This window comes from Paenibacillus sp. SEL1, from assembly GCF_054602535.1.
On sequence record NZ_CM137723.1, the window covers coordinates 46,235 to 69,238 of the forward strand.

Annotated in this window: 18 protein-coding genes; 1 reads left to right on the top strand and 17 read right to left on the bottom strand. The window is 44.6% G+C overall.

Features of this window, described 5'->3' with window-relative positions:
* Nucleotides 1-53: 53 nt before the first annotated feature.
* The 14 genes from ACYCSE_RS00225 to ACYCSE_RS00290 all read right to left on the bottom strand — a co-directional run bounded on the left by ACYCSE_RS00225 (nucleotide 54) and on the right by ACYCSE_RS00290 (nucleotide 16,715).
* Nucleotides 54-1,970, bottom strand: coding sequence for a stage V sporulation protein D (locus ACYCSE_RS00225; protein ID WP_069289990.1), 1,917 nt, complete (start codon nucleotides 1,968-1,970; stop codon nucleotides 54-56).
* Between the two features lie 81 nt (nucleotides 1,971-2,051).
* Nucleotides 2,052-4,406, bottom strand: coding sequence for a penicillin-binding transpeptidase domain-containing protein (locus ACYCSE_RS00230; RefSeq protein ID WP_459700728.1), 2,355 nt, complete (start codon nucleotides 4,404-4,406; stop codon nucleotides 2,052-2,054).
* Between the two features lie 60 nt (nucleotides 4,407-4,466).
* Entirely contained in the window at nucleotides 4,467-4,847 is a 381-nt protein-coding gene (locus ACYCSE_RS00235) for a hypothetical protein (RefSeq protein WP_061828519.1), read from the bottom strand.
* Nucleotides 4,848-4,871: 24 nt separating this feature from the next.
* Entirely contained in the window at nucleotides 4,872-5,822 is a 951-nt protein-coding gene (gene rsmH, locus ACYCSE_RS00240; RefSeq protein ID WP_254350277.1) for a 16S rRNA (cytosine(1402)-N(4))-methyltransferase RsmH, read from the bottom strand.
* A gap of 17 nt (nucleotides 5,823-5,839) precedes the next feature.
* Nucleotides 5,840-6,277 carry a division/cell wall cluster transcriptional repressor MraZ gene (mraZ, locus tag ACYCSE_RS00245; RefSeq protein WP_013311099.1) on the bottom strand — a complete coding sequence of 146 codons (438 nt, stop codon included), beginning with the start codon at nucleotides 6,275-6,277 and terminating at the stop codon, nucleotides 5,840-5,842.
* Nucleotides 6,278-6,608: 331 nt separating this feature from the next.
* Nucleotides 6,609-7,874 (bottom strand): adenosylhomocysteinase, encoded by a 1,266-nt coding sequence (locus tag ACYCSE_RS00250; RefSeq protein WP_459700731.1) that lies wholly within the window; start codon nucleotides 7,872-7,874, stop codon nucleotides 6,609-6,611.
* A gap of 63 nt (nucleotides 7,875-7,937) precedes the next feature.
* Nucleotides 7,938-9,569, bottom strand: a complete 1,632-nt coding sequence (bshC, locus tag ACYCSE_RS00255; protein ID WP_459700733.1) for a bacillithiol biosynthesis cysteine-adding enzyme BshC — start codon at nucleotides 9,567-9,569, stop codon at nucleotides 7,938-7,940.
* Nucleotides 9,570-9,691: 122 nt separating this feature from the next.
* On the bottom strand, nucleotides 9,692-10,630 hold the full coding sequence (locus ACYCSE_RS00260) for an ABC transporter ATP-binding protein (protein WP_013311102.1): 939 nt from the start codon (nucleotides 10,628-10,630) through the stop codon (nucleotides 9,692-9,694).
* A gap of 11 nt (nucleotides 10,631-10,641) precedes the next feature.
* Nucleotides 10,642-11,592: an ABC transporter permease gene (locus ACYCSE_RS00265; protein WP_029517762.1), complete on the bottom strand. Its 951-nt coding sequence runs from the start codon at nucleotides 11,590-11,592 to the stop codon at nucleotides 10,642-10,644.
* A gap of 4 nt (nucleotides 11,593-11,596) precedes the next feature.
* Nucleotides 11,597-12,529, bottom strand: a complete 933-nt coding sequence (locus ACYCSE_RS00270; protein ID WP_254350279.1) for an ABC transporter permease — start codon at nucleotides 12,527-12,529, stop codon at nucleotides 11,597-11,599.
* A gap of 201 nt (nucleotides 12,530-12,730) precedes the next feature.
* On the bottom strand, nucleotides 12,731-14,431 hold the full coding sequence (locus ACYCSE_RS00275; RefSeq protein WP_322161228.1) for a peptide ABC transporter substrate-binding protein: 1,701 nt from the start codon (nucleotides 14,429-14,431) through the stop codon (nucleotides 12,731-12,733).
* A gap of 153 nt (nucleotides 14,432-14,584) precedes the next feature.
* Nucleotides 14,585-14,974: a DUF3397 domain-containing protein gene (locus ACYCSE_RS00280; RefSeq protein ID WP_165178389.1), complete on the bottom strand. Its 390-nt coding sequence runs from the start codon at nucleotides 14,972-14,974 to the stop codon at nucleotides 14,585-14,587.
* A 4-nt stretch (nucleotides 14,975-14,978) separates the two neighbouring features.
* The gene (locus ACYCSE_RS00285; RefSeq protein ID WP_459700738.1) at nucleotides 14,979-15,938 is read right to left on the bottom strand and encodes a ketopantoate reductase family protein; all 960 of its coding nucleotides are present in this window, start codon (nucleotides 15,936-15,938) and stop codon (nucleotides 14,979-14,981) included.
* Nucleotides 15,939-16,064: 126 nt separating this feature from the next.
* The gene (locus ACYCSE_RS00290) at nucleotides 16,065-16,715 is read right to left on the bottom strand and encodes an RsfA family transcriptional regulator (RefSeq protein WP_254325272.1); all 651 of its coding nucleotides are present in this window, start codon (nucleotides 16,713-16,715) and stop codon (nucleotides 16,065-16,067) included.
* Between the two features lie 297 nt (nucleotides 16,716-17,012).
* On the opposite strand from ACYCSE_RS00290, the gene ACYCSE_RS00295 reads away from it, so the two are divergent.
* Nucleotides 17,013-18,098 carry a hypothetical protein gene (locus ACYCSE_RS00295; protein WP_254325271.1) on the top strand — a complete coding sequence of 362 codons (1,086 nt, stop codon included), beginning with the start codon at nucleotides 17,013-17,015 and terminating at the stop codon, nucleotides 18,096-18,098.
* A 99-nt stretch (nucleotides 18,099-18,197) separates the two neighbouring features.
* Here the strand turns inward: ACYCSE_RS00295 and ACYCSE_RS00300 are convergent, their stop codons facing one another.
* The 3 genes from ACYCSE_RS00300 to typA all read right to left on the bottom strand — a co-directional run bounded on the left by ACYCSE_RS00300 (nucleotide 18,198) and on the right by typA (nucleotide 22,861).
* Nucleotides 18,198-19,529 (bottom strand): PhoH family protein, encoded by a 1,332-nt coding sequence (locus ACYCSE_RS00300; RefSeq protein ID WP_023989462.1) that lies wholly within the window; start codon nucleotides 19,527-19,529, stop codon nucleotides 18,198-18,200.
* Nucleotides 19,530-19,831: 302 nt separating this feature from the next.
* On the bottom strand, nucleotides 19,832-20,893 hold the full coding sequence (locus ACYCSE_RS00305) for an LCP family protein (protein WP_459700741.1): 1,062 nt from the start codon (nucleotides 20,891-20,893) through the stop codon (nucleotides 19,832-19,834).
* Between the two features lie 126 nt (nucleotides 20,894-21,019).
* Nucleotides 21,020-22,861: a translational GTPase TypA gene (typA, locus tag ACYCSE_RS00310; RefSeq protein WP_061828529.1), complete on the bottom strand. Its 1,842-nt coding sequence runs from the start codon at nucleotides 22,859-22,861 to the stop codon at nucleotides 21,020-21,022.
* Nucleotides 22,862-23,004: the final 143 nt, after the last annotated feature.

Here is a 23,004-nt window from a genome sequence, read left to right on the forward strand (position 1 = left end):
TTCATTCCTCCATTGCTCTCTCGTTATTCATAGTATGGTATAAAATGAACCTATCAATCCCCCATGTAAATACGGATCGTTGATCCCCGCTCCAATCTGGAGCCCGGCTTCGGCGCCTGACTCACGACCGTCTTGCCTGACCCAGATTTCACGAGCATAAAGTTCATATTCATATCTTCGTACAAATCAGCTGCAGTAGCACCTACCAGATCAGGTACCGTTTCGATCGGATTTTCTCCATACTTGTACTCTTTGGCAATTTGATTGGTGCGAGGCGGTATTTTCAAGGCAATCAGCGCGTCCTTTAAAATATTTTGCACGATTGGCGCAGCAACCACCCCGCCGAATTGAATGCCCTTCGGGTTATCGACAGCGGTATAGACGACGATTTGCGGATCATCCGCCGGTGCAAAACCAATAAAGGATACAATATGCTCCGAGGAAGAATAACGCCCGTTAATCACCTTTTGTGCTGTCCCCGTTTTACCTCCCACCCGGTAGCCTTCAATGAAAGCAGGACGACCTGTACCTTTAGCAACGACGCTTTCCAGCGCTTCCCTTACTTGTCGGGAGGTTTCCTCTGAAATAACCCTACGTACCAGTTCTGGCTCTACTTTTTCCAGCACTTTTCCGGTTCCCGGCTGAACCCAACCTTTTGTAATGTGAGGCTTATAAAGATTACCGCCATTAATTGCCGCTGATACAGCCGTAACCTGCTGGATCGGAGTAACAGACACCCCTTGACCAAAAGCGGTTGTCGCCAGCTCTACAGGACCGACCTGAGGAAGCTTGAACAAAATACCGTTGCCCTCACCAATCATGTCGATCCCCGTTTTGCTGCCGAAGCCAAAATTGCGAATGTATTTGAACAGTGTTTCTTTACCTAATCGCTGCCCTAATGTTACAAAACCGGGGTTGCAAGAATTCTCCACCACTTGAAGGAAAGTTTGGCTTCCATGTCCGCCTTTCTTCCAGCAACGCAGGCGTGCTCCACCGACTTCAATATATCCCGGATCAAAAAAACGGTCATTTTTGAGATTGACCTTCTTTTCTTCCAAGGCAGCCGCCAGTGTAATAATTTTAAAAGTAGACCCAGGTTCATATGTCATCCAGATAGGCAGATTTCGATTATAGATTTCAGGCGCATATTGCTTGTATTGCGCTGGCTCATAGCTTGGTCGTCCAGCCATGCCTAATATTTCACCCGTCTTAGGGTTCATAGCTATAGACAATGCGGACTTCGCCTGAAATTTGACCATGGCTTGGTCAAGCTCCCGTTCCATAATGGACTGCACAGACTTATCAATGGTTAATTGTAAATTTAGTCCATCCTTCGGTTCAATGTATTTTTCAGAAGAACCAGGCATTAGACGACCACCTGCATCCGATAAATACGCAATGCTTCCGTCGATTCCCCGAAGCTTACTGTTTTGCTGCTTCTCTACGCCTGTCAGCCCTTGATTATCAATTCCTGTAAACCCAAGAATATGAGCCGCTAGATCACCATAAGGATAATAACGTTTGTTGTCTTCAGCAACAACGATACCCGGCAGCTTCAAATCACGAATTTGCTGCGCTTTCTCCATCGTAATTTTTCGTCCGCCGGGCTGAAGTTTTTGGCTTGCTGTTCGTTTGGTAATCAGCTTGAGTACTTTATCCTCACTCATATCCAGCAAGGGCGCTAGCCTGCGTGCCGTTTCTTCCGGCTTCTTAATTTGTACTGGTATCGCCATGACTGTCGGCGAACTGACATTATAGGTGAGCGCCGTACCCTGCCTATCCAAAATTTCGCCACGCTTGGCGGCAAATGGAATATTGCGGCGCCACGAATCCTCAGCCTTGGCCGAGAGCTCGCCTCCTTTACCCAATTGAACATAGGCGAGCCGGATCGACAAGGCCGCAAACAGTACAAACAATCCCATTAGCCCCCATACCAGCCTCCGCCGCATGGTCACGTTAGATTTTTTCAAACGTGCTCCCTCCGTTCCTCAAATACTCATGACATGTCTTACCTCATGAATATTCAAAAGAACGGACATTAGAACAAGCTATCAGTTATCCTCGCCTTTAATCGCAGCAGCACTTTCCTCATCTGCAACAGCAGATATTCCTCCCTTAGGAGCTTCCGAGTCTGTTCCAGCATCAGCAGTAGTACCGGAATCGGTTTTAGTATCGACCTCCGTTTTTGTTGCGCTGCCGGTCTGGTTAGCTGCAACTCCATTGGTCGAGTCCTGTGTTTCCTCCGGTTTCACTCCGGTCACCGTTTCTTTGGCCGGCTGAAGCGTCACGCTGACGATCCGCTTTCCATTTACCATTTGCGCCTTTTGAGAGACAACATAACCTTCGCCACTTACCTGCACACCAACCTTCATAAGGGTCAGAACTTGAAGTGTGTCACGCAACGAAACACCTGTAAAATCAGGAATAGTCATGTTGGCACTATCCTCAGTCAGCAAGTAAATGCGTTGTCCGGGTTTCATTTTGACGCCTGCTTCAGGATACTGGCGAACAATTTTGGAGCCTTTGCCTACCGTTTCATAGGCAATTCCCTGTTTGAGCAATGCATTTTGCGCATCCTTCTTCACCTGACCAGTTAATGTTGGTACCGTTGGCAAATTCACTGTTTTTACAACAGCGGCACCTGATTTATTCGTTTTAGTTCCCGTTTTTGGAACCCCCATATATTGCAACGATTGGGATACAATTTTTTTAAATACAGGTGCTGCTGCTGTACCGCCGCCTACCGATTTGTTAGGTTCGTCCATAACAACCAAAACAGCTATTTTCGGATCATTTACCGGTGCAAAACCTATAAAGGACACGACATCCTTCGAATGGTCATATACTTTTCCGACGACCTTCGTCGCCGTACCTGTTTTACCAGCTACACGATATCCGTCAATATAAGCAAGGCGTCCCGTACCAATTTCTTGGTCAGATACGACCTGCTCTAGATAGCTGCTTGTCTGGACTGCCGATTCCCGAGTAATCACTTGACGGACTTCCTTCGGTTGAATCGTCTGAACTTCGCCTGTATCTGGGTTGATGATTTCCTTCACCAGATGAGGCTGCATCAGCTTCCCCCCGTTAGCAATTGCCGAGATGGCAGCTACCTGCTGGATTGGCGTCACCTGAACACGTCCGTGTCCATATGAAGCGGTTGCGACCTCGGATTTGTACTGGGTATGGAACGTAATAGCCCCGGTAGACTCACTTGGAAGATCAATGCCCGTTTTCACGCCGAATCCAAAGTTATTAATATATTTCTTCAGTCTCTCGCCACCCAACTTATCCAAACCCAGATGGACGAAACCAACGTTACTTGAGCGCTTGACTCCCTGAAGATAGGTTAACGTTCCCCAGTTGCGGCTTACATCACGAATATCCCAGCCTCCGACCCGAATCATACCAGATTGGTAAGATTCATTTGGATTGAACACCTTTTCTTGAACCGCAGCTGCCAAGGTTACAATCTTAAACGTGGAGCCAGGCTCGTAGATAGATTGAGTAGCATTATTACGGAAATATTCCAAGGGTGTACTCCCATATGTATTGGGATTAAAATTTGGATAAGTTGCCATACCAAGAACATCCATCGTCTGGGGATCAGCAGCTACTACAGTCATCGTTTTCGGGTTGTATTTTGCAATAGCTTCCTGCATGGCATCCTCTATATAATACTGAATCGTATCGTCAATCGTCAGCTTTAAATTTTTACCATTTTGTGCCGGCTCATAGACACTTTCCGATCCTTGAAGAGGAACTCCCTTCCGATCCCGCTGATACAGAAGCTTTCCAGCCGTCCCCGAGAGCTCTTTATTATAATAAGCTTCCAATCCCATACCTGCTGTGCCATCTTTTCTTTGATAGCCAAGAACATGGGAAGCCAGCTTATTTTCCGGATAATAGCGTTTGGATTCTTGAACAGTGTCCACAGCTCCAATTACTTCATACTTATCCTTCAAATACTCTTTGAACGTATCCACTTGTGCCTTGATCTCAGGGTCTACCTTCCAGCCCCCATTACGAATCTCGCGATTTTTTAAGTAGTTCCCCTTTTTATCCTTTGCAGAAAGATGTCCTCTCAGCTCATCCTCAGGCGTTTTGAGTAACTGGTGCAGCTTAGCTACAACCTCATTCTCCAAATCATACTCCTGAATGATGCTAGGATTGACAACTACCGTATAAGCCGGTGCATCCGTAGCCAATACGTTTCCTTTACGGTCCGTAATGGTTCCACGCTTGGGCTGAATGACCTGATCTCTTTCTACTTGATTAACTACCAGGTTATGCCAGTACTCCCCGCTCACAACTTGAATCCAAAATACCTTAAGTAGCAGAACAAGAAAAAAGAGGGTAATACATCCCCCTATTAGCAGTGTGCGAAGCTTTATTCTTTTGACCATAGCTCAAACCTCTCTGCAAAAAAATGTACGTCAGAGCATAGCTTGATGCTATGCCCTTAACTATTTGGCAGCCTGCTTTTCCACACGAATGGGCTCTCTTGTTGGTTCGATATATCCCTGTTGCTTTGCAGTCGGCACGATCTGATTTTCCAGACGCTCCTTTTGCATCTTCAGTTGGGCGATATTGGTCTGTAATTTGGAAATGTCCTTGCTTGCCGTATTAATCGAATAATTGATTTGATAAATGTGAGCGTACCTGCTAATCAACATACCAGCAATGACAATGCACGCTACAAGTGTCAATAGATACAGCAGCTTTTCTCGAATCGGCAGCTCTCTGCGGCGTGTAACGACTTTGGTGGTCTCACGATACCGTTGTTGCTGAACCTGTTCCTGACGGGCTCTTTCTTTTACAGCCAAATTACCGCGTGTATAAGCCATGTCGCCTCTCCTTCTCCATTAAATTTACAATTTCTCGGCAACTCTCAGCTTCGCTGACCGGGACCGAGGATTAAGCTCCAGTTCCTGCTCTGACGCCACAATCGGCTTACGGTTCACCAGCTTCAGATCGCCTTCCATTTTGTCTTCCAAAATAGGCAAATCAGATGGATAGATGCTTTTCGCCAAATACTCCTTGAAAATATGCTTGCATATCCGATCCTCCAGAGAATGGAATGTAATGACCGAAATTCTGCCTCCTGGAGCCAGACATCTTACTGCCTGATGCAAAGTATCTTCCAGTGCACCCAACTCATCATTCACAGCAATCCGCAAAGCCTGGAAACTGCGTTTAGCCGGATGTCCCCCGGTTCTGCGTGCCGCAGCCGGAATTCCTTCTTTGATAATATCGACAAGTTCCCCAGTTGTGTGAATAGGCTTGTTCAATCGACGTTCAATCATGATCTTTGCGATCCGCCGTGAAAACTTCTCTTCTCCGTAATGAAACAAAATACGCGCAATCTCTGCTTCCGACCATTTATTGACAATTTCGTAAGCCGTAAGCGAGCTACTCTGATCCATCCGCATATCAAGCGGCGCATCATGATTGTAGCTAAATCCCCGTTCCCCCTCATCGAACTGGGGCGAGGACACACCCAGATCGAACAAAATACCCTGGACCTGCGGGACGCCGTCTTTCTCGGGCAATCCCAATTCGGTCAGCTTGTCCTGCAAGTGGCGGAAGTTGGATTTCACTAATGAAATCTTGCCTTCATAGGCTGACAGCTTCTCTCGCGCATTGTTCAATGCCCAGTCGTCCTGATCAAAGGCAATGAGCCTTCCCTCAGGGCCAAGCTGTGATGCAATGACGGAACTGTGTCCTGCCCCTCCCAACGTGCAGTCCACATAAATCCCGTCCTGCCTGATGTTTAGTGCCTGTGTTGCTTCTTCTTTGAGTACGGTAATGTGGTGAAACAAACGGCTGACCTCCTAAATTACAATTCAAAGTTGAAATCAACCAATTTCTCAGCAATGTCGTTAAATGCTTCTTCTGATTGGTTGAAATATTGCTCCCAAGTGTGCTTGCTCCAAATCTCTACACGGGTGGACACTCCCAATACGACGCACTCTTTAGTGAGCTTGGCGTATTCGCACAAATTCCCCGGTAAATTTACCCTGCCCTGTTTGTCCAATTCGCATTCAGTCGCCCCCGAGAAAAAAAAACGGGTAAACGCCCGCGCATCGGCCTTCATCAGAGGCAGTGCTTTAAGTTTTTTCTCCATGACAGCCCACTCATCCATGGGATACACGAAGAGGCATTGGTCCAACCCGCGGGTAACCACGAACGAGGCACCGAGAAGTTCACGAAACTTGGCCGGTACAGTAAGCCGGCCCTTCTCATCAATGCTATGTTGGAACTCCCCCATAAACATTGGTTTCGTCACCCCTTACCCTATTCTCCCACTTTGGCCCACTTTCCACCACCTAAGCATAATAGATTCGCTTTAAAAAATCAAAGACCTCTTTTTCATTACCAAAAAGTGATAGAAGCCGGATCCATACCATTATGTCTGTTATTGTAGCCCCGCGTCACAAGATGCAAAAAAGCCCCTTATCCCATGAAGCCGTCCCCCGACAATATGCATCAGGTTTCGAAACAACACGGAATAAAGGGCTTACTCTCTGTCCATTATGTTAACCTAAACAAATACTTGCATTAAAAACGCAACACTTTGCAGCGAAAATCGTGATGGAAAAATCCGATTACGCGTTCCAGCTGTCCAAATAGATCTTTTGTTCTTCAGTTAACGTGTCAATTTGGATTCCCAGACTATCAAGCTTGAATCGAGCTACCTGCTCATCAATTTCATAAGGTACATTAATAACGGCTTTGCCTAGTTCATTGTAACGATCATTCACATATTTCAAGCCAAGCGCCTGAAGCGCAAATGTCGTATCCATAATTTCCGCAGGATGTCCATCAGCAGCAGCGAGATTCACGAGGCGTCCTTCTGCCAGCAAATACATTTTACGTCCATCTTTAAAACGATATTCCTCGATATTGCGACGCACCGTACGAATGGATTCGGAACGTTTAGCAAGCTCAGGCTTACTAACCTCCACATCAAAATGCCCTGCGTTACACAGCACAGCTCCATCCTTCATCACATCAAAGTGTTCTCCTGTAATTACAGCCTTGTTTCCAGTTACTGTAATAAAGAAGTCGCCCAGTTTGGCAGCCTCTACCATCGCAAAGACATGGAAACCATCCATATGGGCTTCTACTGCCTTGATCGGATCAACTTCGGTTACAACAACGTTGGCTCCCAGCCCTTTCGCACGCATTGCAACTCCTTTGCCACACCAGCCATAACCTACCACAACCACTGTACTTCCTGCTACAACCAGATTAGTCGTACGAATAATGCCGTCGAAAGCTGACTGTCCTGTACCATAGCGGTTATCAAACAAATATTTGCAGTAAGCATCATTAACAGCCACCATCGGAAAGTGAAGTTGCCCTTCTTTTTCCAAAGCCTTCAAACGAATAATGCCAGTAGTTGTCTCCTCTGCTCCCCCACGGATCGTAGAAATCAGATCAGGCCGTTCGGATTGCAACAGAGTAACCAAGTCACCACCATCATCTATAATGAGATCCGGCTTTGTTTCCAGTGCCTTGATTTGCAAATTCTTGAATTCTTCTGGGTCTGGATTGTATTTAGCTAATACTGTAACGCCATCTTCAACTAATGCGGCGCAAACATCATCTTGTGTAGACAATGGATTACTACCTGTAATAGTTACCTGCGCTCCACCTGCTTGTACAACTTTAGCCAGGTAAGCCGTTTTGGCTTCCAAATGTAGACAGATGGTTACCTTCAGACCAGCAAAAGGCTGCTCTTGCTCAAATTGTTGACGTATACGGTTCAATACCGGCATATGGGCTTCTACCCAATCAATTTTCAAATGACCTTCAGGGGCCAATTTAAGATCGTGAACTATGCTATTTTGTAGAGAATGGGAAGTCATACTTTGTTTCCTCCTTCATATTGGTTGAATTTGCTCCATGATAAATCCTATATAAAATAACAATCATACATAAATAACACGATGCGTACCTGTCAGATCCAATGGTACATTCATAATCGTATCAATCAAGCTGAGACCATGACGGTTTAGAAAATGATAGATCGTATACGCCCGCTCCTGCGGCTGTCCAAATGGAAAAAGCGACCATTCAATACGATCCCACTGGCGAAGTGCTGTTTCATTTTGCCGAAGCAACGCTTCCTGAACTTTTGCCTCCAGATAGGCGATCTGTGCCAGAATTTTCTCGCGGTTGGTTTCTCCGAGCCGTAGCAAACCTTTCTCAATCAAACCTGTCTGCTGCACAAGTGGTTCGTACATGCGGACAAAAGCTTCCTTAGCCCCGGAGAACTGATCCTGCATTCCAAGCTGATCTTGAGTGGCAATCCATTGCTTTTTCCGTTCCTCAAGTCCGTCTCTAACTTGACCAAAACTTAATTCATACTTAAGCATATGCTTCTCCACACCTGGCTCTACCAACGTAAAAGACATTCGTGGCAGCAGTATCGGCATCTGCATCTCCAACACCCCGAAAGCATCCCGTGTAATCGCCCAGTAAGCAATCTCTCCTAGACCCAGCACAGATGCCAGCACCGGAAACAGTGAATCCTGCATTAGAGGACGAGTTAGCACATTGTTACTAAAACGTTCGGGATGTCTATCTATCTCTTCGAGCAGTTCATCCACAGTAAACGCCACCAGACCGTGTCGATCCGTGAATAGTCCAGCTTTTTTGAAAAGCAGCAAGCGTTCATCTTCATGGATATAAAAGAGATTCGCGCCACCTTCATGCACATCGGCTTGTAAATGATATCCATAATCTACGATCCGTGTGGCAGCCGTCCGATAAGCCTGCTCCAACTCATCATTGTGCTGAACCAGCCGCTTAAAAACGGATGCTTCCAGCTTGCGTAGCGAAGGATCTGCTGAATCCAAGAGTAATAATCCATAGGTGCCGAACAAAAGGCCCAGCAACTTGGCAAAGGCTTCACTCAGTCCATATGAATCCGTTATCCCGTTCTCAATCATGCGCATTATATCAGCCTTATGTTCTGAATCTGGCAAGCTTTGCTCTATATCCGCTATCACTTGCTTCCATTCAAAAGCGTCAACTTTAATGGCACTAACCGAAGAACGGCGTTCAGGTTGCTTATTCAGCTTGATTTTGACGGCTTGTGGGTCATTTGCCATTACATATGTATGATTGACCTCGTCCCAGTCATGATCTTCGCCAGCAATCCAGAAGACGGGAATAACCGGACGCCCAAGCCGTTCCTCTGCTTCTCTCGCCGCCTTAATGAGGGTAGCGGCTTTGTAAATAACCAACATCGGACCTGTGAACAGTCCGCTTTGCTGACCACCAGCTACTACCAGAGCATCTGGACTTTCCAGACGGTCCAATGAAGCACGAACCGCCTCATACGAATTGTATTTCTCATTGTATATACGAAGACATGCTACGACATCCTTACGGTTTAATCGCAGATGCCCCGTCTTATCCAGCCACTTCGCCCGTTGGGCAAAAGCATCGGCGTGCAGCAAATTATATTCATACAAGTCGCTCGCGCGTCCTGTACCCTGTATATAATCTTCTGCCAAAGCCGACCCTCCGCGAAGCGTTTCCGGAATTATTTTCATGGGTCTGCCTCCTGTCTCCACCAAAACCTTACTGCTTGATTGTACCGAAAGCCCATGTCCACGTCAAAGCTTCCTACAAAAAAAACCGCCGAATAACTCGGCGGTTGGTGCATAAAACAAGATCAGGCGTAAGGCTCAGCTACAAAATGTCCTTTAGACACTTCGATGAGCGTGGCATTTTCCAGGTTATAAGCCCCTGTCTTACTGCCAGATGCATCATGAATCGGGCCTGCTTGGTCGCCTGGCATAATAATCCGTTTTTTGTTGGCTTCTACTTCTGGATCAGGAAGTGGGATCGCCGACAAAAGCATTTTCGTATAAGGATGGATCGGATTTGCATATAACTCAGCACTTTCTGCAAGCTCAACCATTCTACCCATATACATTACAGCTACCCGATCACTGATGTGCTTGACCATCGACAGATCATGCGCAATGAATAGGTATGTCAGACCCAAACGTTCTTGAAGCTCTTTTAACAGGTTGACAACCTGAGCCTGAATAGATACGTCAAGAGCTGAAATCGGCTCATCACAAATGATGAATTTAGGATTAACAGCCAGTGCACGTGCAATACCGATCCGTTGACGTTGACCACCAGAAAACTCATGCGGATAGCGTGTTGCATGGTCAGGGTTCAAACCAACCAGATCAAGTAACTCCTCAATCCGTTTCTTACGTTCTGCACGGCTACCCGCCATATTGTGAATATCCAGTGCCTCACCAATAATATCAGAAACGGTAAAACGCGGGTTCAATGATGCATACGGATCTTGAAAGATCATCTGCATATCACGGCGCATTGCTTTCATTTTACTTGGTGATAATTTGTAAATATCCGTACCGTTAAAACGTACGCTACCTGCTGTAGGTTCATACAAGCGCAAAATCGTACGACCCGCTGTAGACTTACCACAGCCGGATTCGCCAACCATACCCAGCGTTTCACCCTCGCGAATATAGAAATTCAGGTTGTCCACCGCTTTGAGCACACGGTTTTTGCCAACATTAAAATACTTTTTAAGACCTTCAACCTCAATTAAATTGTTGCTACTCACCATGATCTCACCTCCTATTTCTTCAACTTCGGATCAAGCGCATCACGCAAGCCGTCGCCAAAAAGGTTGAACGCAAGCATAATCAAACTGATCAAACCTGCTGGGAAAAGCATCCGCCACGGGTAATACATCCACCCGGTCAGAGCTGATTCAATCATTGAACCAAGCGATGCCTCCGGATTCGGTACCCCTAAACCGAGGAAGCTCAGGAAAGCTTCGGAAAAAATAGCGGTCGGAACGCTCAATGTCAATGTAACGATGATCGGACCTACTGCATTAGGCAAGAGGTGGCGGAAAAGCAAACGACCTGCTCCAGCACCCATGGAACGGGAAGCAAGTACAAACTCTCTGTTTTTGAGTTGCATCATTTCACCACGTACAATCCACGACATGTTAATCCACCCCGTTACACAGAGCGCAATAATAATTGTAGTGATACTTGGCTCCAGTACAACCAGCAACAGGATCGTAACAAGCAAGTAAGGAATGGAGTACAAGATTTCAGAAAATTTATTCATGATTTCATCAACGCGGCCACCAAAGTAACCCATAATTCCACCATAAATAACACCAATCAGCAAATCAATCAAAGCTGCAGCCAGGCCTATCGTCAAGGAAATCCGTGCTCCCATCCATGTACGGACAAACATATCACGTCCAAGATCATCCGTACCGAACCAATGCTCCGCAGAAGGTGGCAGATTCGTGCTCAGTAAATCATTAGAGTAATAATTATAGGGTGACAATATCGGACCGATTAAAGAAAAAAGCACAATCAGAACTAAAACAATCAAGCTAGTCATTGCAACCTTGTTTTTACGAAGTCGTTCCCAGGCATCGCGCCAAGCAGATAAGCTTTCTCGCTGAATAACTTCAGACTGCTTTTCATCGACCCCTATTTTTTGGAAATCTTCCGGTTTTACCTGAAGTTTATCCAAATTCACAGCATTGTCTTTCACAGACATAAAGTTACCCCTCCTTCCCGCCGGACAGCTTAATCCGAGGATCAATAAACCCATACGCGACATCTGTAATAAAACGCGCTAACATAAGCAAAACACCGTAAAAAATCGTTATGCCCATAATCATGGTGTAATCACGGCTTGTGATACTTTCCACAAACACTTTACCAATACCGCCAATCCCGAAAATCCGTTCAATAACCACAGATCCGGTAATAATATTCGCTGTCATTGGACCTACGTAGGTAACAACTGGCAAAATAGCATTCCGCACAACGTGTTTGAACATGATCGTAATGGATTTCAAGCCTTTAGCTTTGGCCGTTTTGATATAATCTGCATGCAGTACTTCTATCATACTGGAACGCGTCAATCGTGCAATAAATGCAATTGGTTGAGCGGACAAAGCCGCCACAGGCAGAACGTAGTCCATTGGGCCCTCGAAGCCCATAACATTAAACAATTCCAACTTTTGGGCAAAAAAGAACTGAATTAATGATGCCAGAACGAAGCTGGGAACCGCAATACCCAGAATTGCCAATATCATCGCTACGGTATCAATGAGTCTACGATGGTATAAAGCCGCCAGCATACCTAGTAAAATACCGACAATAATGGAAACAATAATTGCGACCAGACCTAATTTTAGTGATACCATGAAGGTCTGTCCAATAATGTCGCTCACACTTTGATTCAATTTTTTCATAGAAATACCAAAATCACCCGTAACAATATCACCTAAGTATTTAAAATATTGTACATATACAGGCTTATCCAACCCATACTGTTCCATTAATCGGGCTTGAATCTCAGGAGACGTCGCTCTTTCGCTCATGAAAGGGTTACCTGGAATTGCCTTCATCAGAAAGAACGTCGCAGAGATCAGAATGAGCAAAGAAATAAGCATAAATATAAATTTACTGATCAAATAACGCGCCATCGCCCGTTTACACCTCCCATATTTTTCGACACCATTCGATTCTATAGAAATAGAGTTGGGTTGTCCAATCTACTTATATGCATGGTTAATTTAATCATTTTAAGAAGAACCCTCACACACAAAAAAAACGGGATATATATGGCAGTACCCACATATATATCCCGAAGTAACTCCTCAACTTCAGAATCAAGTATCAGCTACTTACTGTGTTATATAAGCTCTTGTAAAATCAATTGCACCACTAAAATCCAAGGCAACGCCTTTTACATTTGGTTTCGTCAAAGAAGTATTAGAGTAGTAATAAATCGGCAGTAAAACCATATCATCCTGAACAAGAAGCTTCTCTGCTTTCGCAAATATTTCCATGCGTTTTCCTGGATCAGTTTCTGTTTTAGCCGCTTTAATCAAACCATCATATTCAGGATTAGAATATCCAGAATTATTGTTGCCATTACCAGTTGTCCAGATATCCAGGAAAGTCATCGGATCATTAAAGTCAGCAGACCATCCACCACGTGCAATTTGGAAATTCAACTTGTTACGTGTTTGGATAAATACGCCCCACTCCTGGTTTTGCGTTTTCACGTCGATTCCCAGGCTTTTCTTCCACATATCTGCAACTGCCAAAGCAATTTTTTGGTGTCCTTCAGTAGAATTGTAGAGTAGAGTGATTGGAGGGAGTGAAGTTACTCCTTCTTCCTTCATACCTTCTTGAAGCAATTTCTTCGCTTCAGCTACATCTTCTTTGAAATAATCATCTTTATGTTCATTACGGTATTCCTGAGATAAACCTTTAATACCCGGAGGTACAAAGCCGTAAGCAGGGATTTCTCCACCCATCGTTACTCTATCAACAATCGGCTGACGTTGAATCGACATTGCAAATGCTTTACGAATTTTAAGATTATTGAACGGTTTTTCGGTGACGTTAAACAAATAGTAATAGGTGCTTGCTATACCTTTAGCCTGGAATTCGTTAGGCATTTCATTTTTCACAGCCATCATTTGGTCTGCAGGAATTTCGCCATTAGGTTTACCTGCATAATCAAGTTGTCCACTTCTGTAAGAAGCGAGTTCTGTTGCACCGCTGTTTACAAGGGACATTGTAATTTTCTTCAGTTTAATTTCGTCCTTACCCCAATAATTCTCGCTTTTGGAAACCTCGATCTTTTGACCTGTCTCCCAAGTCGACAATGTGAAAGGCCCGTTAGTGATCATGCTTTCTTTTTTAGTCGCCCATTTATCATTTCCTTGAACAGACGGATGCACCGGGTAATAGGTGTAGAAAGAAGTCAATCCCAGGAAGTAAGGTGTTGCATGTTCCAGTTCTACCTGCAATGTATGGTCGTCAACTGCTTTGACACCTACATCTTTGAAGTCCGTAACTTTAGTACCTTTAAAAGATTTGGAAGTGCTCAGGTTGTAACCCTCAGCATTTTTGATATAGTACAATTGGTAAGCATATGGAGGTGCAGGAGCCGTGGAAGGATCCAATACCCGTTGCCAAGCAAATACGAAGTCGCTTGCTTTGACTGGGTCGCCATTACTCCATTTTGCAGTATCGCGAAGCTTGAACGTATAGGTTTTGCCGTCATCGGAAATTTTCCAAGATTCAGCTACGCCAGGAATTTCTTTACCATCAGGGCCCATGCGAACAAGACCTTCATACATTGTTTTTAAAACAGTGTTTGCTTGAGTATCTTGAGCCTGTGCCGGATCGAACGTTGGCGGCTCGGATGCAAGGTTAATGCGCAAAATTTGCTTGTCGGCCGCAGCCGGCGTAGTCGAGGTGTTTTCTTGTGCGCCCTTACCATTGGTATCGTTCTTGCCGCCGCAACCTGCGAGCAGTGCGCCAACTGCAAGAATGAGTGTCAAAAGGACTAAAAAGCTTTTCCTTTTCATCTAGCGTTTTCCCCCTAGTTCTAAAGTGGTATATGTTTATAGATTATACAACCAGCGGTCAAAAAAATCTACATTACATTTCTTCAAATTGAGCTTTTTTTTCAAAAAAACATGATTAATTCATATTTTTTCACCTTTTCATGTCACCTTATATCACATGGCGTTGAATATATTCTTAAATATACCAACTACAGTCAACAAAATATACGCCAATGTCATCGCCATAAAAGTTAATCTCCAGACCGCTCTACATAATCTTTTACCATCAACCTTCCCTTTTATTCGATTTTGAGCTCCTCCAATTAAACCCAAGGCCAGTAATAGGAGAAGTAGAATCAAATAAAAACCGAATCGAGATGTAAAAATGACGTTAAAGAGTGCTGCGACGGAAAATATCAGAAAAAACGTGGTAATATCCATAGAAGTAAGTAACGATTTCTTTTTTTCCATTTTAAGAATGTAGCGACAAACCGCAAACACGATCAAAAACGGAAAAAAGGGAAGAATACTGAAAGTGATAATAGTACCTTGTATAAGACTCAACTGATCACCCCTCTTTTAGCCGCATGCCTTCAATTAATTGCCACAATAACTCATGAGTTGGTGCAGTAACTCCAGCCCGATCTGCCATCTGCACCAGTTGTCCGTTAATCGAAGCAACTTCCGTCATGGACTGTGCAAGTACATCAGCTAGCATGGACGAGTGATTCTCTGCCGTTGCCCGGCATACATTCATAATTTGCTCCCACCATGCGTTTTCCCAGTGGATACCATGAGCTTCATACACTTGAATGCCTTCATCGTACAGCCTGCGCATCATATGTATTCGAATAGGGTCCGAAAGCAGCTCGCCATTACGAACTCGCCATAACGCCGTCAGCGGATTGATCACAGCATTGATCAACAACTTGCGATACATACCGTTCTCGATTTCTTTCGACAAGCAAGCGTCAAATCCTGCTGCAACCAGCCGATTTAGCACACATTGATTAAAATTATTGTTCTTCGACTCCTCCTCTTCCTCCGAACATCCTATTTCAGTAACACCCGATCCTGCATGTACAATAGATGCTACTCCCTGCCTCTTGGCTCCTTCAGTCGTCACAGCAGGGTATATTACAGCTTTAGGCCAAGCCTTTCTAATGCGTTCTATATGGCCGATTCCATTCTGCAAGCAAACAATTCCTGTATCTCTATCCATTTGAGCTGCAGGCTGGATCTGTTCTAATACTTCCTCAATCGCCCCCTGTTTGGTCATAAGCATTATCCATCGTGCCGGAGCCTGTGCATTTAACCGTTGCCAATCTGCCAATGGCGCTACCTTCAATTTATTCCCGGACACATGTACTGCCGTCTGTCCCTCCTTATCAAACACAGTAATCCCTTCACGAGCAATGATGCGTGCCTGCTCAAGTGTACGCGTCCACAGCCTTACTTTTGTACCTGAGGCAGACAACCTCCCGGCAAACAACAATCCCAGCGAACCCGCTCCAATAATATCAATCACCTTTGTATCGTCTCGCTTCCATCTTTTTTTCTACTATATCATATGCACTCTAGAGAAATACAAAAAACGCCAACTACAGCAAAGCGCTAGTTGACGTTTTATTTCAATATTGCAGAAGTAATCTTGTTACTCAATGCGCTCCAGATTCCCATTGGCGTCCATTTTGAATCTGGATTTAAGCTCTTCCTCATCATCAGTGATTAAAGCCAAGCGCCGAGCCCGGTCCATAATCTGAATCAGAGCTTTATAATCATCATTCACAACACGATAGTCGGTTTGCACCTCATTCACTTCTTTGGACAGCCGGTCATTAATGGAGCGAAGCTGATTCAATTCTTCTTCCTTTTCCCGTAAATCTTTCTCCAGCATCTTAATCTGCCGATTCGTTTCCTGGACGGATCCCTTCCATTGACGCAAGAAGCGAATTACTGCATCAATAGATAACGTATCCTCACTCGTACCATCCGTTCTGTACCCACCTTCGACTGTATCAAGCGAGGCAAAAGCCGCAACCTGTGATACACCTACCGGGTTCTGCTTACGGATATAACTACGCTTCTGGCGCTGTGCTTTGGCAATGCTAATCGCTTCATCATAACGTTTGCGCACGCAGCTGTTCCAACGAAAGCCGCATGCTGCAGAGGTTCTTCCGATTTTTTGACCAACCTCCTCAAACGCAGCGAGCTGCGTCCCACCTTCACGGATATGCCGCAATGTCACCTCCGCCAATATCAAGTCATCTTCCACACTCCATGCATCTTGTCTTATTGCAGTCATGCCTCTAGCCCTCCTAACAACATCCTGAAATAACCGTCTTCATGAACCGATCTTGCCGGTATTTGAATAGGGTATAAAAGCTGTTTATTCATTCCTATGCCTCTCGTAGAGTTCATAGAATCTATTTGATACTAAATTGTATTTCCATTTCTGCAAGAACTCATACGTGAACGTAAACAGTTTCGGGTTTCAAGCATGCTCAGACTGCTGTACAATAAAATGAATGGTTAAAGAAACAGAAAGGATCATATACATTACTATTAGTTTTTTTCGGGAATACATAAAAGGGGAAACCAAATGAATAAACGAGTAAAAATCACAATCAGCACTCTGCTGGCCACCATTATGTTGCTAACTTTCATATATGTACGTCCTACTCTGGCCGCTCCCTCCCATGAAGAAAGTCAGATTTTACAAGATAGCCTGTCGATTGTAGAGATAGACCATGAAATTGAGCGAATCAGTCAAGAGCAGCAGACTCTTTTGCAGCGTCAGCGGGAATTGCGAAGTAATCTCACCGTTCAGCAAGAGCAAATGACCATACAACGGAAGCGTGCAGGTTCTGTGCTGCGATCGTATTATATGGGAGAAAGGGACAAGCTGTTGAGTGTAGTGCTAGGGGCGAAAAGTATAAGGCAACTTCTCTCTCTGTACGATTACTACTTATTATTGATTAGTCACGATCAGGATGTGCTTCAAGAATACGAATCCAATTATCAATCTATGCGAAAAACAGAACAACAAGTCACCCAAGCCTCAATGGAATTGGAGACAGTCAAAACAAACTTACTGGCACAACGCAAACGCATTATCCTGCTTCAGTCGCGTGTAAATGACGGCGTTAACGCCAGTAATGACCCGGATACCCTACGCAAGCTTATTGGCGAAATGACAGCTTATTGGGAGAATGTAGGTGTCTACGAGGTAAATAAGCACTTTAAAGCATTAGCTCAAGCTATGCAGGATTTACCGCAATTCATTCAACAACAACAAGGTGCTATGGTTACAAATGGAAAAGTGATTACGATAAGCATTCGCGAAGAGGACTTTAACCGTTTTTTAAAGTCAGAAAATGAATTGTTTAATCACTTCAACTTTACATTTGCACAGGATCGAATTATGGTAGAAGGTCAGCAGGGAACGATGAAATTAAGAGTAGAAGGTCACTACACGGTAGAAAATGAACCGAAAAATGCAATTTTATTTCATGTAGATCGATTGGTATTTAATGGTCTGGAACTACCTGATACGACCCGCAACAAGCTGGAAAAGGATTTTGATCTAGGTTTCTACCCACAACAGCTTATTTCCTATGTCAAAGCCACAGAAGTACGCACTTTAGCAGGAATGCTTGAAGTTAAGCTCGAATTAAACTTTAAATAAGCTTTTGCTCACTTTCATTGTTCTGAATTTTTACGTATACAAAACAAGAGACCCCGGGATACTCCCGAGGTCTTTATTATTATCATAACGATAGGAATTTTATAGCAGATCGGCTGCCAACTGCGCAAGCTTGGAGCGTTCTCCTTTTTCCAACATAATATGCCCGCTAATCCCTTCTTGCTTAAACCGCTCCACCACATAGGTTAGACCGTTACTGGCTGCATCCAGATAAGGGTGATCAATCTGCTCCGGATCTCCCATCAAAATGATCTTGCTCCCCTCACCCACCCGGGACACAATCGTTTTGATCTCATGTCGGGATAAGTTTTGCGCCTCATCGACTATAATAAATTGCCCAGGTATCGAACGCCCACGAATATAAGTAAGTGCCTCCACCTGAATACTGCCCAAGCCCATCAAAATTTTGTCGATATCACCTGATTTTTTGGCATCAAACAGATACTCTAGATTATCGTAGATTGGTTGCATCCACGGGCGAAGTTTTTCATCCTTTTCTCCCGGTAAATAACCAATATCCTTACCCATAGGGACAACAGGCCGAGCAATCAGCAGTTTCTTGAAGCGATGTTCATCCTCTACCTTAAGCAAGCCTGCCGCCAGCGCCAGCAGCGTTTTGCCCGTACCCGCTTTTCCTGTAATGGTCACGAGGGGGATATCGTCATTAAGCAAAAGCTCCAATGCCATCCGCTGTTGAGCATTACGCGCGCTGATTCCCCACACCGATTCGTTACTTAAGTACAGCGGCTCTAATCGCTCTGCCTCCTGATTTACTTTCAGCAAAGCTGATTTTCCAGTTCCCATTTCATCTTTCAGAATGACAAATTCATGTGGATACAGCGTATAAGGTAGTTCCAGTGGCTTGATTGGTAAAAAACGGTTAGAGTAAAATTCATCTATGATGGACGGGTGCACCTGTATTGCCGAGTATCCGGGATATAGCTCACTTAGATCGCCTGTTCTATCGGATAGGTAGTCTTCGGTCAGCAGTCCCAATACATCTGCCTTGATCCTGACCAGCACATCTTTACTGACCAAAACGACCGAACGTGGTTCAGGCTGCTCTTGCTCTTCCAGATGATAATTCAAGGCAACCGCCAAAATCCGGTTATCGTTCGAAACCTCCCCGAACATCTCCTGAACTTTTAAAAAACTTCGGTGGTTTAACTCAACCTTAAGCCTTCCACCTTGGGGAAGTGGAACGCCACTATGCAGATGACCCACTTCTCTCAACCCGTCCAACAATCGCGATACATTGCGGGCATTCCGTCCAATCTCATCCGCGTTGCGTTTTTTGGAGTCGATTTCTTCCAGAACTACAGCTGGAATAACAACTTCATGTTCTTTGAAGGTAAATATGGCTTTCGGATCATGCAGCAGCACATTCGTATCCAGCACAAAAATTTTCTTCATTAAATCCCCTCCAAAGCGGCGTGGACAATCTCGTGTTTCATACCTATACCTATTCACCGGGTACCTAATACTTGCTGATTCCCTGAAAAAAGAACCCCAAAGCAGCATAAAACAACGAAAAGTTGTAAGTGAAGATAGCCTCTGAGCCTGTCCATTTTTGAAATTAGACACAAAAGGCCCAGTGATTGCTCACTGGACCTAGACTTGGTTCACTATAACTTTAGACATACCTCAACCCCCTTATGTTATATAAGAGCTTTACTCGCTGCGAGTATAACATAAGTGGGAAGAAAGATACATACTCAGGAATTGGAAGAAGCTGCGGTATTGTCGCTTGCTTTTTTAGCTAATTCCTCTTGTAGCGCTTGCTTGGCCAAATCGAGCTGTTGCTCATCAATGTACACATACGGGCTACGCCACGTTCCTGCTACCGGATTGTATTTCACATTTTGCTTGGAAATATTCCAATAGGTTTGTACGATATTTTTCATTTGCTGTGACTCGATATCTGTCATCATATTCTTATCAACCGATTTAATAATTGCACTAAACTTGGTCAAAGCGTTAAAGGATTGCATTTGGTCAATTAGGGAATGAAGCACCTGATTTTGTCGACGATTACGATCAAAATCGTCAGATTCAGCTGTTCTCGGACGACAATTCGATTTGCGGTAGCGAACAAAATCAAGAGCCTGATCACCGTTCAAATGCTTGTCTCCAACTGTCAGGTTAATATCGGTACCATCTGCACGGTCACGATAACACATGTTTTTATCAACCGTCACATCTACGCCACCCAAATTATCTACTACATCTCTAAAGCCCTGGAAGTTAATAACCGTCACATAATCAATATCAATGTTTAAATATTTGCCAATCATCTTCTTCATTTGTTCTTCAGCAACTTCGCCAGATTCTTTCTCTCTAGCCTTAAACACCGGATAATACTCATTCAACTTGCGAGGTTTATATCCATCCATTTCTAGACGCGTATCGCGCGGTAAGGACACGATGGTAGACGATTTGGTATTAGGGTTCAATGTAGCTACCATAATAACGTCGGACAAATAAGTCGGATGATCAGGGCGGTAATCGGTTCCTAGCAATAAGATAGTCAAAGGCTTAGCTTCTGCCAATTGTGTTTTGGGTACTTCCTTGTTGATCCCCGTATCCAAAACTTCCTCTACCTGATTGTAAAGATAGTAGGTATAACCACCTGCTGCCAAAATACCTATAATAAGCAGAAACAAGACAAACTTCATAAACGATCTGAAAAAGCTTTTTTTCTTTTTCGTTTTTTTCGGTTTGGCGGATTTTTTCCCGCTTTGTGTCCGGGGAGGCAATCCGTTCGAAAGATTACTCATGCTTCAACACCTTTTCCTGCGTTTTGAGAAATATAGCTTTCTCCAAGTTTTACAATCCTAAAACACACACAGCGGCGCATCCCGTTCCCGGGCGTCGCCGCTGTGGCCAAAGACCAATCCAATCAATTACATATTTGCTTGTGCTGTTTTACGTTGTTTCTCCGCACGCTCGCGTTCACCTTTGTTCAAGATCTTTTTACGCAAACGGATAGCGTTAGGTGTAATTTCGCAATACTCATCATCATTCAGATATTCGAGCGCCTGCTCCAAAGAGAAGATAACAGGTGTTTTCAGTTTAACTGTATCGTCTTTTGTTGCTGAACGAACGTTTGTCAGTTGTTTTTCTTTACAAATGTTAACGACAATGTCGTTATCACGTGTGTGCTCCCCAACGATCATACCCTCATAGATTTCAGTACCTGGCTCCAGGAACAAAATACCGCGATCTTCCACGCCCAGCATACCATAAAAAGTAGAGCTGCCGTTTTCGGTTGACACGAGTACACCCTGATGACGTCCACCTACTTGACCGCCAACAAATGGTCCATAGCTGTCAAACGCATGGTTCATTACGCCATAACCACGAGTCAAAGTCAGGAAGTTTGTAGTGTAGCCGATCAGACCACGAGCAGGGATCAAGAATTCCAAGCGAACCTGTCCGGTGCCGTTATTAATCATGTTAACCATTTCGGCTTTACGGGAGCCCAAACTTTCCATAACCGCACCCATGCTTTCTTCCGGAATATCAATAAGGAGACGTTCGATTGGCTCCATTTTCTTACCATCAATTTCCTTGACGATAACTTCCGGTTTGGACACTTGCAGTTCATAACCTTCACGACGCATGTTTTCAATCAGGATACCCAGATGCAACTCACCACGTCCAGATACAATAAAGGCGTCCGGGCTATCTGTTTCATCAACACGTAAGCTGACATCCGTTTCGAGTTCTTTCAGAAGACGCTCACGCAATTTACGGGATGTTACCCACTTACCATCGCGACCTGCGAATGGGCTGTTGTTAACCAGGAAGGTCATTTGCAGTGTCGGTTCATCAATCTTCAGTACAGGCAATGCTTCAGGATGATTTGGATCAGCAATGGTTTCACCGATGTTGATATCTTTAATTCCCGCAATCGCCACAATGTCACCAGCGCCCGCTTGGTCAGTTTCAATACGTTTCAGACCTTGGAAGCCGAACAGCTTCTCAATACGCGCTGATTTACTGCTACCATCACGCTGCATAACTGTGACTGCTTGCCCCTGCTTGATGATACCGCGGTTTACACGACCTACTGCAATTCGGCCAAGGTATTCGTTATAGTCCATCAGTGTTACGAGGAATTGAAGAGGCTCATCTACTTTCTCAGTTGGAGCCGGAATGTGCTCTACAACTGTTTCGTACAATGCTTGCATGTTATCGTCTTGCTTTTCAGCATCCATGCTGGATGTTCCGTTCAGCGCCGAAGCGTACACAACAGGGAATTCCAATTGCTCGTCATTCGCACCCAGCTCGATGAACAGATCCAGTACTTCGTCAATAACTTCTGCCGGACGAGCTGCCGGACGGTCAATTTTGTTTACTACAACGATTGGCGTCAGATTTTGCTCCAGCGCTTTACGCAGTACGAATTTCGTTTGCGGCATGCAACCTTCGTAAGCATCAACGACGAGCAAAACACCGTCAACCATTTTCATAATCCGTTCCACTTCGCCACCAAAGTCGGCGTGTCCCGGTGTATCTACAATGTTAATCAGATAGTCTTTGTAAGTGATAGCTGTATTTTTTGCCAAAATCGTAATACCGCGTTCACGCTCCAGATCGTTGGAGTCCATGGCGCGCTCCTGAACAGCCTCGTGTTCTCTAAATGTTCCGGACTGTTGAAGCAGCTTGTCGACAAGCGTCGTTTTTCCGTGGTCGACGTGGGCAATAATCGCAATATTGCGAATGTTTTCTCTAGCATGCATGGTTTGTATCCATATCCTTTCCGTATATCAAAATAGTGTCTCTATCCTGAAGCAGTGCTGATTCAAGGCTAACAATCGTTCTTTAGGCCCACTCCCTGCCAGCCTTCTATATGTTTCAGGCTTTGTACAGACAGCTTCCCTCT

Excerpts from the sequence above, each read along its gene's own strand:
- ACYCSE_RS00235 (WP_061828519.1), bottom strand. The coding sequence starts at position 4,847 with ATGGCTTATACACGCGGTAATTTGGCTGTAAAAGAAAGAGCCCGTCAG.
- ACYCSE_RS00265 (WP_029517762.1), bottom strand. The coding sequence starts at position 11,592 with ATGTCTGTGAAAGACAATGCTGTGAATTTGGATAAACTTCAGGTAAAA.
- ACYCSE_RS00270 (WP_254350279.1), bottom strand. The coding sequence starts at position 12,529 with ATGGCGCGTTATTTGATCAGTAAATTTATATTTATGCTTATTTCTTTG.
- bshC (WP_459700733.1), bottom strand. The coding sequence starts at position 9,569 with ATGAAAATAATTCCGGAAACGCTTCGCGGAGGGTCGGCTTTGGCAGAA.
- ACYCSE_RS00305 (WP_459700741.1), bottom strand. The coding sequence starts at position 20,893 with ATGAGTAATCTTTCGAACGGATTGCCTCCCCGGACACAAAGCGGGAAA.
- ACYCSE_RS00250 (WP_459700731.1), bottom strand. The coding sequence starts at position 7,874 with ATGACTTCCCATTCTCTACAAAATAGCATAGTTCACGATCTTAAATTG.
- ACYCSE_RS00290 (WP_254325272.1), bottom strand. The coding sequence starts at position 16,715 with ATGACTGCAATAAGACAAGATGCATGGAGTGTGGAAGATGACTTGATA.
- mraZ (WP_013311099.1), bottom strand. The coding sequence starts at position 6,277 with ATGTTTATGGGGGAGTTCCAACATAGCATTGATGAGAAGGGCCGGCTT.
- ACYCSE_RS00260 (WP_013311102.1), bottom strand. The coding sequence starts at position 10,630 with ATGGTGAGTAGCAACAATTTAATTGAGGTTGAAGGTCTTAAAAAGTAT.
- ACYCSE_RS00295 (WP_254325271.1), top strand. The coding sequence starts at position 17,013 with ATGAATAAACGAGTAAAAATCACAATCAGCACTCTGCTGGCCACCATT.
- ACYCSE_RS00300 (WP_023989462.1), bottom strand. The coding sequence starts at position 19,529 with ATGAAGAAAATTTTTGTGCTGGATACGAATGTGCTGCTGCATGATCCG.
- ACYCSE_RS00230 (WP_459700728.1), bottom strand. The coding sequence starts at position 4,406 with ATGGTCAAAAGAATAAAGCTTCGCACACTGCTAATAGGGGGATGTATT.
- ACYCSE_RS00275 (WP_322161228.1), bottom strand. The coding sequence starts at position 14,431 with ATGAAAAGGAAAAGCTTTTTAGTCCTTTTGACACTCATTCTTGCAGTT.
- typA (WP_061828529.1), bottom strand. The coding sequence starts at position 22,861 with ATGCATGCTAGAGAAAACATTCGCAATATTGCGATTATTGCCCACGTC.